This is a genomic window from Actinophytocola sp., assembly GCF_035762905.1.
GTDB lineage: Bacteria > Actinomycetota > Actinomycetes > Mycobacteriales > Pseudonocardiaceae > DASYTH01.
The window spans coordinates 13,925-28,318 of the sequence record NZ_DASUCC010000130.1 but is presented as its reverse complement, the minus strand read 5'-3'; the positions used below and the strand labels follow the sequence as shown (position 1 = coordinate 28,318).

Annotated in this window: 11 protein-coding genes; 8 read left to right on the top strand and 3 right to left on the bottom strand. The window is 72.3% G+C overall.

Going from position 1 to position 14,394, the window contains the following annotated elements; genetic code table 11:
- The first annotated feature begins 163 nt into the window (after positions 1-163).
- The 8 genes from VFV67_RS27210 to VFV67_RS27175 all read left to right on the top strand — a co-directional run bounded on the left by VFV67_RS27210 (position 164) and on the right by VFV67_RS27175 (position 10,727).
- On the top strand, positions 164-1,339 hold the full coding sequence (locus VFV67_RS27210; protein ID WP_326473504.1) for an MFS transporter: 1,176 nt from the start codon (positions 164-166) through the stop codon (positions 1,337-1,339).
- A gap of 122 nt (positions 1,340-1,461) precedes the next feature.
- Positions 1,462-2,436 carry a Gfo/Idh/MocA family protein gene (locus VFV67_RS27205; protein ID WP_326473503.1) on the top strand — a complete coding sequence of 325 codons (975 nt, stop codon included), beginning with the start codon at positions 1,462-1,464 and terminating at the stop codon, positions 2,434-2,436.
- A gap of 44 nt (positions 2,437-2,480) precedes the next feature.
- Positions 2,481-3,773 (top strand): DegT/DnrJ/EryC1/StrS family aminotransferase, encoded by a 1,293-nt coding sequence (locus VFV67_RS27200; protein WP_326473502.1) that lies wholly within the window; start codon positions 2,481-2,483, stop codon positions 3,771-3,773.
- A gap of 37 nt (positions 3,774-3,810) precedes the next feature.
- On the top strand, positions 3,811-4,782 hold the full coding sequence (locus tag VFV67_RS27195; RefSeq protein ID WP_326473501.1) for a substrate-binding domain-containing protein: 972 nt from the start codon (positions 3,811-3,813) through the stop codon (positions 4,780-4,782).
- Positions 4,783-4,801: 19 nt separating this feature from the next.
- Positions 4,802-5,854: an ABC transporter permease gene (locus VFV67_RS27190; protein ID WP_414636355.1), complete on the top strand. Its 1,053-nt coding sequence runs from the start codon at positions 4,802-4,804 to the stop codon at positions 5,852-5,854.
- Positions 5,851-6,645, top strand: a complete 795-nt coding sequence (locus VFV67_RS27185; protein WP_326473500.1) for an ATP-binding cassette domain-containing protein — start codon at positions 5,851-5,853, stop codon at positions 6,643-6,645. The genes VFV67_RS27190 and VFV67_RS27185 overlap by 4 nt, the downstream gene beginning before the upstream one ends.
- A 45-nt stretch (positions 6,646-6,690) precedes the next feature.
- Complete coding sequence (locus VFV67_RS27180; protein ID WP_326473499.1) at positions 6,691-8,952, top strand: N,N-dimethylformamidase beta subunit family domain-containing protein; 2,262 nt, start codon at positions 6,691-6,693, stop codon at positions 8,950-8,952.
- 5 nt (positions 8,953-8,957) lie between these two features.
- A complete protein-coding gene (locus tag VFV67_RS27175) occupies positions 8,958-10,727 on the top strand; it encodes a hypothetical protein (RefSeq protein ID WP_326473498.1) in 1,770 nt (589 codons plus the stop codon).
- Here the strand turns inward: VFV67_RS27175 and VFV67_RS27170 are convergent.
- Genes VFV67_RS27170 through VFV67_RS27160 form a run of 3 tightly spaced genes read right to left on the bottom strand, consistent with a single transcriptional unit; the run spans position 10,711 to position 14,179 of the window.
- Positions 10,711-11,928: an MFS transporter gene (locus VFV67_RS27170; RefSeq protein WP_326473497.1), complete on the bottom strand. Its 1,218-nt coding sequence runs from the start codon at positions 11,926-11,928 to the stop codon at positions 10,711-10,713. The two genes, VFV67_RS27175 and VFV67_RS27170, sit on opposite strands and share 17 nt — an antisense overlap.
- Positions 11,928-13,019 (bottom strand): hypothetical protein, encoded by a 1,092-nt coding sequence (locus VFV67_RS27165; RefSeq protein WP_326473496.1) that lies wholly within the window; start codon positions 13,017-13,019, stop codon positions 11,928-11,930. The genes VFV67_RS27170 and VFV67_RS27165 overlap by 1 nt, the downstream gene beginning before the upstream one ends.
- Positions 13,016-14,179, bottom strand: a complete 1,164-nt coding sequence (locus VFV67_RS27160; RefSeq protein ID WP_326473495.1) for an aldehyde dehydrogenase family protein — start codon at positions 14,177-14,179, stop codon at positions 13,016-13,018. Before VFV67_RS27160 ends, VFV67_RS27165 begins: the two co-directional genes overlap by 4 nt.
- Positions 14,180-14,394 lie beyond the last annotated feature (215 nt).

Here is a 14,394-nt window from a genome sequence, read left to right as displayed (position 1 = left end):
TGGAGTTTGGTCGGTCGGTGCCGACCGGTAGTATCCGGAACTCGACGTTCCGGTCAATTGTGTGAGGGGTTCGAGGGCCTTGGCAATTGAGGAAACCACTATCGCCGCTCCGCCGCCGCCGGCGGTCCGCAGCCGGGGCGGTGCCGTCCTCATCGCGGCCCTGGTGATTGACTCAATCGGCAACGGACTGTTCCTGCCGCTCGGCCTGATCTTCTTCACGAAGATCACTGACGTCCCGCTGGTGCTGATCGGCGTCCTGCTCAGCGTCGCCAACGTCATGCAGCTGCCGATCCCGGTGTTCGCCGGCGCGCTCGCCGACCGCTACGGCGCCCGGCCGCTGGTCGTGCTGGCCCAGGTCCTGCAGGCGCTCGGCTATTTCGCGGCCGGCCTGGTGACCGGGCCGGTCGGCATCCTGGTCTCGGCCGTGCTGACCGCCCTCGGCGTGCGGTTCTTCTGGTCCTCGATCTTCACGCTGATCGCCGACTACGTCGACGGGCGGCCGGCGGGGCGGAGCAAGGACTACTGGTACGGCTGGACGAACATGGCCCGCACGGCCGGTCTCGGCATCGGCGGCGTACTGACCGGCATCGCCCTGGCCAACCCGCAGACCGGCGACCACGTGTTCCGGATGATCGCGTTCGGCGCGGCGGCCTGTTTCACCGCCGCCGCCGTGACCATCGCGCTGGTGGTGCGGGCACCGCGGGCGGGCCGGGTCGAGGCGGCCGCGACCCGGGGCTACCGCGACCTGCTGCGGGACCGCCCGTACCTGGGCCTCGTCCTGGTCAACGCGGTGTTCGCGCTGTCCTCCATGATGCTGGCGCTCGCCCTGCCGGCCCTGGTGCTGATCCACCTCGATGCCCAGGCGTGGCTGATCTCGGCGCTGCTGGTGGGAAACACGATCGTGGTGTCGGTCGTCACCGCGCCCGTCGTGCTGTGGCTGCGACCGTTCCGGCGGACCAGGATCGTGGCCACCGCCGGCGCGCTGTGGGCCGGCTGGGCGCTGCTGCTCGCGGTCCTGCGCCCGGGCCAGTTGGCGTGGGCGGTGCCGGTGCTCATCGCCGCGACGGTGCTGTACACGGCGGCCACCGTCATCCACGCGCCCGTGTCGATGGGACTCGCCGCGGCCGCCGCGCCGGTCCAGACCCGGGGGCGGTACCTGGCGATCTTCCAGTACTCCTTCACCATCGCCGAGATCGTCGGCCCCGGCTTCTTCACCACGCTGTTCGCCATGCGGCACGGCCTGCCCTGGGTGGCGCTCGCGGTGCTCAACGGCCTCGCGGTCGTGGCCGTTCTCGCGTTGGAACGACGCCTGCCCACCGCCGCGATCCGCGACGAATGACGCGCGCCCCCGGTCAACCAGAGAGTTAGACCGATTGACGTTCGTCGGCGACCCCCGAAATAATCTTTTATAAGAATCGCGGCTGGCTTGAATAATGGGGGTTTTTCGTGCTCGAACGCACGATGAAAATCGGGGTCGTCGGCGTCGGTCGAATGGGTTCGGTGCATGCCCGAAATCTCGCGGGAATGCTCCCCGCCGGTTCGCTGCTCATCCATGACAGTGACCCCGTCGTTGCGCGGAAGGTGGCGGACGAGGTCGGCGGCTCGGTACGCCCGACCGCCGTGGCGCTGGTCGAGGACGCGGACGCCGTGGTGGTGGTCACCCCGGCGACCGAACGGTCCGGCGTGCTCGACGCGGCGATGACGAAGGGCATCGCCGTCTTCTGTGAGAAGCCGCTCGCCGCCGGGCTGGTCCAGGCGCGGGCGGTCGCCGAGACGGCCCGCCGTACGGGTGCCCGGGTGCAGGTGGGGTTCCAGCGCCGGTTCGACCCGGAATACCGCAGGCTGCATCGGATGGTGGCCTCCGGCGCGGCCGGGCAGGTGCTCATGATCAGGGGTACCGCGTTCGACCACCAGCCGCCCGGCCCGGAGTACCGGACCACGGCCGGTGACATCTTCACCGACTGCCTCATCCACGACATCGACGCGGCGCGCTGGATCGCGCACGACGAGGTGGTCGCGGTGCAGGCGGACGCGTGCGAGGTGACGGGAAACGACCGCCAGGGGATCGGCATGGGCACCCTGGTGCTGAGCTTCGCCGGCGGCGGCGTCGCCGTGCTCACCGCGTCCCGGCTCAACCCGCTCGGCTACGACCACCGCATGGAGGTGCTCGGCACCCGGCTGTCGATGGCGGCCGGGCGCAACGCCGCCGACCGGACGTCCGAGGCGCCCGCGTTCACCGGGTTCGTGGACCGGTTCGCCACCGCGTACCGGGCCGAGATGCGGGCGTTCCTGGCGCTGGCGGCCGGCGACGGGCCGAGCCGGTGCGGCCCGGACGACGCGGTCAAGGCCCAGGAGATCGCCGCCGCCGCGGCGACGGCCACGCACACCGGTGTGCGCACATCGGTGGCCCCGCACGACGGCGCGCTGACCCACTGAGTCACGCCCGCTGTCGCCATTCACCAATCCCCGGACGGAGGACGATGTCCACGTTGTCGCGTACCGCATCGAGACCGGCCAGGCTGGCCGTCGCGGGCGGGAACCCGGTTCGCCCGCCGGACCGGGGGTGGCCGGCCTGGCCGCAGCCCGCGCCGGAGGCGGCCTCGGCGCTCACCTCGGTGCTGCACAGCGGCCGCTGGGCGATCAGCAGCCCGCACGCCGGGGAACTGTACGAGCGGCGCTTCGCCCGCATGTTCCGCGAATACGTCGGTGTCGCGCACTGTGTCCCGGTCGATCACGGCTCGAGCGCGCTCGTGATCGCACTGGAGTCGCTCGGCCTCGACTACGGCGACCTCGTCCTGGTGCCGGCGCTCACCTGGGTCGCCACCGCATCGGCCGTCCTGCGTGCGGGGCTGGTGCCGGTGCTCACCGACGTGTCGGCGCAGACCGGGTGCGTCGAAGCGGATGGGCTCGACCTCGACGTCGGCCCGCGCGCGGTGATCGTGGTGCACTGGTCGTCCGTCATGGCCGACGTGCCCGCCATAGTGTCCACTATGGACAGTCGGGGCGGCGTGGTGATCGAGGACGCGGCGCAGGCCCACGGCGCGCAGTGGCTCGGCCGGCACGCGGGCACGATCGGCCGGCTGGGCTGCTTCAGCATGCAGCACGGCAAGGTGCTCACCGGCGGCGAGGGCGGCGCGGTGGTGACCGACGACGAGCACCTCGCCGGTGTCCTCGAGGAGTTGCGCGCCGACTCCAGGCGGTACCGGTCGGACCAGGCGCGCCCCGGCGAGCTCGACCTGACCGAGACCGCGACCGTCATGGGCGCCAACTTCTGCCTCGACGAGTTCAGCGCGGCGCTGCTCTGCGCGCAACTGGGCACGCTCGACGAGCAGCACGAGATCCGCAACCGCAACTACGCCATCCTCGGCAAGCTGCTGGACGCCGTGCCGGGGGTGCGGCTGCTCGGCCCGCGACCGGACCAGACCCGGCTGTCGGTCTACGAGGCGCCGATCGTCTTCGACACGCTGCCCGAGGGCCGGTCCAACGCCGACCTGGCGCGGGCGCTGACCGCGGAGCTCGGCGTCCGGTTCTATCCGCCCCGCGAACCGTTGGACCGCAGCCAGTTGCTGCGGCCCGCCACGAAACCGGCCCTGGCGCCGCTGGCCCGACGGTTCAACGAACTGCACCGCGACCGCCGGTTCCCGAACGCGGAACTCCTGGCCGGGCACGCGGTCCTGACCCACCACAGCACGTTCCTCGGTGACGAGGAGGACATGGTCGACATCGCGGACGCCGTGGCCAAGGTCGCGGCCGCGGCCGGCGACGCCTGGTGAGCCAGAGCCCGATGAGGGCTCCCGAAAGGAGTAAGGCATGACTGCACGAGCAGGTCTTCAGCGCGTCGTCGCCGGGGTCGCGGCGGGGGCGCTGGTACTCGGTGCCGCCGGCTGCGCCACGGAGTCGGATGCGACGGCGGGCGACTACCGCGCGCGGATCGCGGTGATCACCGAGTGGGACGGCGGCTCGTTCTGGGCCGTGGTCAAACAGGGTGCGCAGCGGGCCGCCGACGATCTGGGCGTCGAGCTGAAGTACAACACCGCGGACGGCGACCACGAGCGGCAGGCGCAGCTGATCGCGTCGGCGGTCACCGACAAGGTCGACGGGATCGCGGTGTCCGCGGCGGACCCCGACGCGATCCAGGACGCGGTCGAGCAGGCCCGCGCGGCCGGGATCCCGGTGGTCACCCTGAACTCCGGCGCCGAGAAGTCGGGTGCACTCGGCGCCGTCGCACATGTCGGGCAGACCGAGACGGTGGCCGGGACGAGGGCCGGCGACCGGCTCGCCCGCGCCGGCGGCAAGAAACTGTTGTGTGTCAACGGTGAGGGCGGAAACATCGGCCAGGTCCAGCGTTGTCAGGGCGCCCAGCAGGGATTCGGCGGCCAGTCGGAGACCATCAACGTCAAGGGCGTGGCCGACATCGCCACCACGCTGAGCGAGATCGAGTCGAAACTGCGGGCCGACCCGCGGATCGACTCGGTGCTCACGCTGAACCCCGACATCGCCGTGGCGGCGCGCGAAGCGATCACCTCGGCCGGCGTCACCGCGAAGCTGGCGACCTTCGACCTGAGCGCGGACGTGCTGACCGCGATCGAGCAGGGCGACATCGAGTTCGCCGTCGACCAGCAGCCCTACCTGCAGGGGTACCTGCCGATCGTGTTCCTCGGCCTGTTCCGTACCAACGCGAACCTGGTCGGTGGCGGTGACCCGGTGCTGACCGGACCGGCCTTCGTCGACCGGTCGAACGCGGCGACCGTGCGGAAGCTGGTCGAGCAAGGCACCCGCTAGGCGCACCGTGGAGGAAACCATGAACGGCAACGTCGCGCTGCGCCCCAAGCCGGCGGCGCCACCCGGCCCCGCCGAGCAGCGGCCGCACCGCCCGGGCCCGATGATCCGGCTGATGCGGCACCCGGAGTTGGGGGCGCTGGCGGCGGTGATCGTCATCGGCGCGTTCTTCTCGGTCAGCACGGTCCGGTTCGCCTCCCCGGGCGGTGTCGCGAACTGGACCGACGTGGCCTCGACCATCGGCATCGTCTCGGTGGCCGTGGCGCTACTCATGATCGCCGGCGAGTTCGACCTGTCGGCCGGCGTGATGGTCGGCAGCGCGGGGCTGCTGGTCGGCATCCTGAGCACGCGGCTGGGCGTCAACCTCTGGGTCGCCGTCGCGGCCGCGCTTGGGTTCGCCGCCGCGATCGGCTGGCTCAACGGGTTCGTGGTGGTTCGCACGGGCCTGCCGAGCTTCATCGTCACGCTGGCGACGTTCTTCACCCTGCAGGGCGTCAACCTCGGCGTGACCAAGCTGATCACCGACAACGTTCGGGTCGACGGGCTGCGGACGGTCGCCGGCTACGAACAGGTGCACGCCGTGTTCGGCGGGACGTTCTCGACGTGGGACTTCCGGGTGAGCGTGCTGTGGTGGATCGTGATCACGGTCGTCGCGGCGCTGCTGCTCAAGCGGACCCGCGCCGGCAACTGGATCTTCGCCGTCGGCGGCGACCCGGCGGCCGCGCGCATGATGGCCGTCCCGGTCAACCGGGTGAAGATCGGCCTGTTCATGGCGACGTCGATGACGGCGGCGCTGGTCGGCATCATGGTGGCGGCCCGGCTCGGCTCGGTCACCGCCACCCAGGGCGTCGGCAACGAGTTCATGTACATCGTGTGCGCGGTGGTCGGCGGCACGCTGCTCTCCGGTGGCTACGGTTCGCCGGTCGGCGCCTCGCTCGGCGCGGTGATCGTGGGCATGGCGTTCATCGGCATCCAGTTCTCCGGCTGGAACACCGACTGGCGGTTCCTGTTCCTCGGCGTGATCCTGCTGCTCGCCGTCCTGGTGAACAACCTGGTCCGGAGGGCGGTGCGATGACCCGGCCGGCATGGCTGCTCGAGGGCCGCGGCCTGTCGAAGCGGTACGGCAGCGTGCACGCCCTGTCCGACGTCTCCGTCGCCGTCGGCGGTGGGCAGGTCACCTGCGTGCTCGGGGACAACGGCGCGGGGAAGTCGACGTTCATCAAGGTGCTCTCCGGCGTGCACCCGCAGGACGAGGGCGAGCTGCTGGTCGACGGCCGGCCGGTGCGGTTCGGTTCACCGGGCGACGCCCGGGCGCACGGCATCGCCACCGCTTTCCAGAACCTGGCGACGATGCCGCTGATGTCGATCTGGCGCAACTTCTTCCTCGGCGCCGAGCCGACCCGTCGGTTCGGTCCGCTGCGGCTGCTCGACGCGGCGACCTGCCGGCGGGTGTGCCGCACCGAGCTGGCCAAGATCGGCTTGGCGGTCCGCGACCCCGACCAGACCGTCGGCACCCTCTCCGGCGGCGAGCGGCAGGCGGTCGCCATCTCCCGCGCCCTGTACTTCGGCGCCCGGGTGCTCATCCTGGACGAGCCGACCTCGGCGTTGGGCGTCAAGCAGACGGCGGCGGTGCTGCGGTTCATCGCCGCCGCCCGGGACCGGGGCGCCGGGGTCGTGTTCGTCACCCACAACCCGCAGCACGCCTATCCGATCGGGGACCGGTTCGTCGTGCTCAACCGCGGCCGGCTGATGGGGTCCTGGTCCCGCGAGCAGATCAGCAGGGAAGAGCTCACCTCGGCGATGGCCGGGGGCGTCGAGTTCGAGGAGTTGACCCGTCCTCTGCGGTCCCCACCGCCGGTCGGCTGAAGCATCGGCAATCGTTCGGTACGCACTCACAGGTTGGGAAGGCACATGCCAACGGAAGCACGACAGGCAGCATCGGCCGGCGCGTGGGAGGTGCGGGTCGGCGACCGGTCGGCGCACCGGGCGCCAAGGCACCGTCCGATCCGCATCGCCAGCCTCATGGGCTACGTGGACCCGCTCGGCGTCCGCCCGGGTGAGGTGCTCCGGGTGCATCTCTCGGCGCCGGCGGCGCACGAGATCGCGGTCGGCCGGCTGGGCCGCGGCGCGTTGCTGCTGCCCGAGCCCGACGACGCGGCCGACCGGGCCGAGGTGACCTGGCTGGCGAGCGCGTCGGTGCCGAGTGCGAACCGGCACGACGTGCACCCCGGTTCGTACGGCGTCGCCGGGGGCGCACCGGTCGGCCGCCCCATGACGGTCTCCGCCTGGGTCCGGGTGTGGCACCTGCCGGCCACCGTTGAGACGTCGAGCTGGGCGGCCGTGGTCAGCGACCTTGACTACCCCAACCGGTGCGGCTGGGCGATCGGCGTCGACGCCGACGGGCATCCGGGCTGCTACCTCGGCGACGGCGACCACCACGACCGCGCGAACTGGACCTTCTCCGGGTCGTCGCTGCTGCACCGGCTCGGCGAGTGGGTGCACCTCGCGTTCACCGTCGACGGCGATCGGGTGCGGCTGTGGGTGGACGGCACCGTCGCGGCCGAGGGCACGGCCGCCCCGGCCGGTCCGCCCGGCACGGTCCGGGTCGCGGCCGCCGCGCAGAGCGGCCTGGTCGACCACCTCCTGGACGGCGACGTGAGCGACGTGGCCCTGTTCTCCCGCACGCTGACCCGGCACGAGGTGGTCGCCCTGACCGAGGACCGGGCGATGTCGAAGGCCGTGCCGGTGGCGTCGGCGGCGTTGCTGGCCCACTGGCCGCTGCGGGAGATCGCCGGCAGCACCGCGGCCGACGTCAGCGGGCACGACCGGCACCTGACGCTGGTGAACACCCCCACCCTCAACATTCCCGGCCCACCGGCCTCCTCGGCGATCGGCCGGCCCGGCTACGACCCGGACACCGACCCGACCCGCGGCGGCAGCATCCGGTTCTCCTCCGACGACCTCGTCGACTGCGGTTGGCCCACCGCGGCCGAGGTGCTGGTGCCGCCGGACGCCGACAGCGGCACCTACTACGTCCGGGTGACGCTGGCCGGCGCCGACGACGACCCGCTCGAGCTGCCGTTCGTGGTGGTCCGCCCGGTGCCGCGGCGGCCCCGCTCGGTCGCGTTGCTGTACGCGACGTTCACCTGGACCACCTATGCGCGCCGGTCCACCGACGGCGTCAACATCCCCGGGCTCGCCTCGTCCGCCTACACCCGCAACATCAGCGGCCGGCTGTTCTTCAACCTGGGCATGAAGCTGCCGATGCCGCGGGTGCGGCCGTTCCGCCACCCCAGCCACCTGTGCGACGCGACGGTGCACCAGCACCTGGTCCGCCCGGAGCGGCACGCCGAGTCCTGGCTGGCCAGCGAGGGCTACGCCTACGAGTGCATCACCGACGCCGAGCTCGACGCCGATCCCGGCCTGCTCGAGGAGTTCTCGGCGCTGATGATCGTCGGGCACAACGAGTACTGGACCCAGCGCATGCGCGACGGCGTCGAGGAATACCTCAGTGGCGGCGGCAACGTGCTCTGCTTCAGCGGCAACACCGCGTTCTGGCGGGTCGGCTACGACCAGGACACCAAGGTGATCGAGACTCGCAAGACCACGCATCCCGGTGAGGGCACCGGGGTCGCCTGGCTGCCGCCGCAGGAGTGGGGTGAGCGCTGGCACACCGACGGCCGGCCCGGCGGCAAGTGGTCCTACCTCGGGCAGGCGCCGAGCGAACTGCTCGGCCTGGAGACGCTCGGCTGGGTCGACAGCGGCGACCGCACCGCGTTCGCGCCGTTCACGGTCACCGCACCCGAGCATTTCCTGTTGCACCACCCGGATCCGGTGCCACTGGAGCCCGGCGGCCTGATCGGCACCCGATCGCACGACGGCCCCGCCGTCAGCGGGTACGAGGTGGACGGCCTCCCCGAGGTGCAGGGGATGCCGGCGCTGGACCCGAAGGGCCTGACCGTGCTCGCCCACGCCGACCACGGACCGCGGTTCGTCGCGCACTGGGGCGCCGACTCCGGCCACGGCGCGGACCTCATCTACTGGGAACGCCCGGCCGGCGGACGCGTGCTCAACGCCGGCGCGACGAACTATCCCGGTGCGCTCGCGGTCGACCCGGGCCTGCAGGTGCTGACCCGCAACGTCCTGCACCACATGGGCATCGGCAAGGACTGATCACCATGGCTGCGAACGATCCGGTTGTGCTCAGCGTCGTGGTGATGCACCACCCGAGCCGGCACGACCGCATTCCGGCACTGCTCGCCGCGTGCGACCCGCTGCCCGTCCGGGTGGTCGTGGATCCCGACCCCGGCGGTCCGCGCAGCCCGTTGCGGACCGCGAAGCGGGCCTGGGCGGCGATCGCGCCCGGCGCCACCCACCATGTGGTGCTCCAGGACGACATCCTGCCGATGGCCGGGTTCGCCGAGCACCTGCACCAGGCCCTGGCCGCTCGCCCGGCCGATGGTGTCACGCTGTCGGTGCAGCAGACCAGCCCGCGCAACTCCTACGCGGTCCGCCGGGCCGCCGTGGCCGGCCACCCGTTCGCCGAGCTGTCGGCGGTGGAGTGGACTCCCACGCTCGCCCTTGCGCTGCCGATGGCCCATGCCGAGGCGCTGGCGCGGTACCTGGCCGGGGTGCCGGACTCCTACGTCGACGACGATCACCTGGTGACGTCGTTCTGTGCCGAACGGGGGATCGCGGTCCTCGCCACCGTGCCCAACCTGGTGGAGCACGCGGACGTGGTGAGCCTGTCCCCGTACGGGAACGAGGGGCGCCGTCCGGTCACGGTCTACGACGAGCACTGGAAGCCACCGCCGGCGTGGTGGGACGGCGACGGCCGGTCCCCGGTGCCGGCGCCGGAGCGGGCCGGTGCCGGCGGGCTTGCCGTGGAGCTGCGGGAGTCCCGGTGCGGGCTTCGGCCGCTGTCCGCGGGCGATCCGCCGGAGCACCCGTTCACCTGGGAGTGGCGGGATCACGCCGGCCTGGCCGGGGTGCGGGCCGAGCAGGTCGTCGCCGAGTGGCGGGCCGCCCGGGCGCAAGGCGACCCGGAAGCGTTGTCCGCCGCGCTGAGTCTGGAGGTGTGGGCGGCGGCCTTCCTGCTCGGTGCGGACCTGCACCGGTCCGGCACGACCGAGGCGGACGACGCCGACTTCGTGCCGGCGCTGCGCCGCCGCGCCGTGCTCTCCTGGCTCGAGATGGGTCTGTCCGGGCGGGACCGCAGGGCGCTGACCGTGGCCGGCTGGGACGCCCTCGTCGAGTTCGCCACGCTGGCCGCCGACACCGGGACGCGGACCGCGGCGCAGGCCCCGGCACCGACAATCCGGTCCGGCGCCGCCGCGGACCCGGCCGGGCTGGACGGTGTGCTGCGCCGGATGGCCGAACGGGAGGCGGCTGCACTCCGCCGGCAACCGGTGCACACGACCTGGCTGATCGCACCCGAGGTTCGGGTGTCGGTGCGGCCGTTGCCCTGCCCGTGGTGCGGGGCCGGCGCCGGGACGGCGAACCCGGCCGGCCTCGAACCCATGGACCAGGTACGGATGCTGGAACCGGACGAACCGCCGGCACCCGGCTCGGTGCTGCTGCACGCCCTGGCCTGCGAATGGCTGACCGCCCGGTCGGTGCTGCCGCTGGTGCAGCCGGGCCGCGACCAACCGCCCCCGGAGCTGCTGACCCGCGCGGCCGCGGCCGCCGAGATCATGGTCGGCAACCCCGACACGGCACTTCCGGACCTACTGTCCGAAGTGGACGAACGAGAATCCTGGCTGCCGGCCCCGGGTCAGCACGGTAACCGGGCCGGCAGGCCCTGGGTGCTGCCGGCATCGTCCCGGCCCGCGCCGGCCGCGGACACCGACATCGTCAGCTCGCATTTCCTTACACCGCACCGAACTGGTCTGGTACCCGCGACCCTGGCGGAGACGTACCGGCGCTACGTCGTCAACTCGAGGGCTTGACCACGGGCTCGGCGGAAGCGGTCAACCTGGCGAACATGGCGATGCCGAGCAGCGGGACGAACAGGCAGGCAAGGGCGCCGGTCAGGCCGATCCCGCCGGACAGCCAACCGACGACGGCGGGACCGGCGAGCACACCGCCGTAGCTCATGGTGGTGTAGTGCGCGATCGCCTCGCCCGCGGCATCCGCGGAGCCGGCATCCCGCACGCTTCCGTGGCCCACGGCGCTGAACACGATCGGGTTCAGCGTCGCAAGGCCCGCACCGAGGACGCCGAAGCCGACGATGGCCAGCCACACGGTGTCCGCCGGGGACCCGAGCAGCACAAGGGCGAGCCCGGCGATCGCCAGCGCGACCGACACCCGAACCAGGAGCACCGGGCCGATCCGGCCGCGCACGCTGTCGCCGACCAGCCGGGTCCCGGTTTCGACGACGGTGAACACCGAGTAGCCCAGCGAGGCGACGGCGGCGGTCGCGGCCAGCTCGTCCTGCAGGAACACCGCGCTCCAGTTGGAGATCGCACCTTCGCAGAGCATGGCGGCACCGCCGAGCAGGCCGAGCCCGAGGACCCGGCGGGTCCACCCGGAACGCCACGACCGCTTCGGTTTCGGGCTCTCCCCGCCGGTCTGGCTGCGGTCGACGCCGGCCGGCAGCAACTGGCTGCCGGCCACAAGGGCGACGGCGACGGTGCCGGCGGCCATCGCGGCGAAGTGTTGCAGGACGGTCAGTCCGGCGGCGATGGCGGCGGCTCCGGACAGTGCGCCGACGATCGCGCCGATGCCCCAGGCGGCATGCATGCCGGACAGCACCGGGCGGCGCAGTGCTCGTTCCACCGCGACGCCCTGGGCGTTGACGGCCACGTCGGTGATCCCGTCGACGATGCCGAAGACGAGCAGGCCCAGGATCGCGATGGTCAGATCACCGGCCGCGGCGGGAACGACGAGGGCGAGGGGCGCGAGGACCGTTGCGACGCGGGCGATCGGCGCGCTGCCGTACCGGGCGGTGAGCCGACCCGCGAACTGCATGCCGGTCAGCGCACCCACGGTGGGGGCGAGCAGGGCGACGGTCAACTCGGCGTCGGACAGCGACAGGCCCGACTTGAACTGGGGGATGCGGGTGAACCAGGTGGACAGGACGATGCCGACGATGAAGAACAGGCCGGCCACCGCCCATCGGGCCCTGGCGGAGCCGTTCTGCTCGTCCATCAGTAGACGCCTTCTGTCGCTTCGGTCTCGTCGTCGGCGTACGGCTGGACATCGGCCACGCCGTCCCAGGGGAACCACTCGTGCGGACCCACCCGGAGCACGCTGTCCCGCTCGAGCAGGTTGGGGATGAACAGGTCTTCCAGCAGCGTGTTCACCAGCACCCGGCCGCGCTCGCCGGTGGCCACCCGGCGCTGCGGCCGTACCGGGTCGACCACCTCGATGAAGGCCAGCGGCGGCGGGAGGTGATAGCTGTGCGTGCCGTCCGGCCGGTCCGCCTGCAGGGCATGTCCCATCAGGGTGTTGCCGTAGGTGTCGATCCACTGCACGCCGTCGAGGTGCTCCGCGCGCAGGTACCGGACCTCCTCCCGCGAGCAGGACGTGCCGCCGGTGCACACGGCGCGGACCCCGTAGGCGGCAAGCGGTTTCGGCAGCTCGGCGGCGAGTTCGAGGAGCAGCCGGGACGTGGTGAACAGCAGGTCGGGACCTTCGGCGCCGAGCAGCACGGTCGTCTGTTCGATCAGGTGCCCAACGTAGTCGCGCGCGTTTCCGCGGCCGAGCAGGGACTTCTTCACCCAACGCGGGTCGAAGTCGATGAAGTGCACGGCACCGGCCCAGCTGTCGGCGAGTCGGGCGACGAAATGCCCGTAGGCGTGCGGCCCGCTCGGCGTCATCGCCAGCACGTCGCCGCCCGCAAGGCCGCGGGCGGTCAGCATCGCCCGGTACATCGCCACGTCATAGCGACCCCTGGTCACGTCGACGACCCGGCAGGGCGGGCCGGTCGTGCCGCCGGTCTCCATCACCCGGAACGGCCGGCCGGCGAATCCCTTGGGCAGCAGGTCACGTGCCCGTGCGGAGCGCAGCGCGGTCTTGTCGAAGTAGCCGAACAGTTCCAGCGCGGCGTACTCGGTCACGTCGCGAACGGGATCGAACGGCAGCTCGGTCTTTCGGCGCAGCCAGAACGGGGATCCGGTCTCCGCCGAGAAGTGCCAGCGCATCATGCGGCGGGTCCAGTCGTCGCGGTCGTGGCGCAGCGGCGGTACCAGGTCCCGCATGGCGTCCATGAGCGGCGGTTCGGGTCGCGGGACCGTCATGCGGAGACTCCCGTGCGGTAGACGAACCGGGACCGGGCGACGAGCCGCTGGACGGCCGGCTCGTCGGCGGCGACCACGGACGCGAACGGGAACGGAAGCTCGCAGCCGGCCAGCGGGTGTCCGGCCGGCGACGGCAGCCGCAGCAGCGTGGGCGCGAGGAACGTGCGGCCGCCGGAGTGCACGACGAGTTCGCGCGTGGTCAGCCGCCGGTCGGCGGCCGTTGTCCGGCCGGCGACGAAGTCCGCGGTGCGGTCGGCCGTTCGCTCGCTCACCCAGCCGACCGGCCAGCGCGGGTCGGCCGCCAGTTCGATGCCGTCCAGCAGCGCGCCGAGCCGGTTCGTCAGCGCCGCCGGGTCGCCGAGGCACGCGATCGTGCACACGTTGGTGCAGAACCGGCCCGAGTCCGCGGCGACAAGGCCGGCCAGCCACGCCGCCGTGTGATCCGGATCCGTGTCCGCCGCGACGATCGCGCAGGCCCGGCCGGGACCGCGAAACTCCACAGTGGACACATCGCTGACGGCAGCCCCCACGGTCTCCCCGCCGTAGACGATCTGCCGGTCGGTAAGCCGGATCAGCGGGTCGAGCATCGCGGTCTCGGTGGGACAGAAGCGAATCCGATCGGCCGGCCAGCCGGCGTCCAACAGCGCGGCGACGAACCGAGCGCTGGACAGCGGCTCCCGGTTGCTCGGCCGAACGACCACCACCGAGCCGCGCAGCACCGCCTCGGCGACCGCCACCAGACAGGTGAACGTGTTGCCGGGTAACCAGACCAACGTACTGTGCCGATCGGGTGCGACCTCGGCCAACTCCGCTATCGAGGCGGCCAGCAGATCGCACCACCGCCACACCAGTGACTCCGGCAGGCCGACGATCTCACCGAGGGACGCCGCGAAGCCGGCCGGGTCCTGGGCACCGATCCCGCCGACCACCGGTGCCCCGTCGCGGAACGACGACACCGCGCGGCGCAGGATCTCGCGCCGGGCGGCGCCGGCCATGCGCAACGGGCCGGCCGGCGCCTTCCTGGCGTCGCCCCGCAGCATGATCTCCGGCGCCAGGCACACCCGCAAACCGCCGACGACCGCCGTGGTGTCCGCCGACTCGTACCACCGGCCACCGCGGAAACACCGTAGGACACCCGCCGCGCCCGGCGCGGGTCTCATGACGGCACCTCGCAAGCTCGGTGCCGTCGAACCCCGCCGCCTCGCAAGCTCGGCGCCGGGGCAGTGTTCAATGGTTCGCTCCCGCTCGCGGTGTTGGATGGTTCGCTCGCGCTCGCGGTGTTGGATGGTTCGCTTCCGGTCGGCCGCTGCTGGCGCCGGCTTCCCTCGTGCGCTGCTCGCCGCTCGTTCCGCGCGGCTGCGCTGCTGCTCGGTCC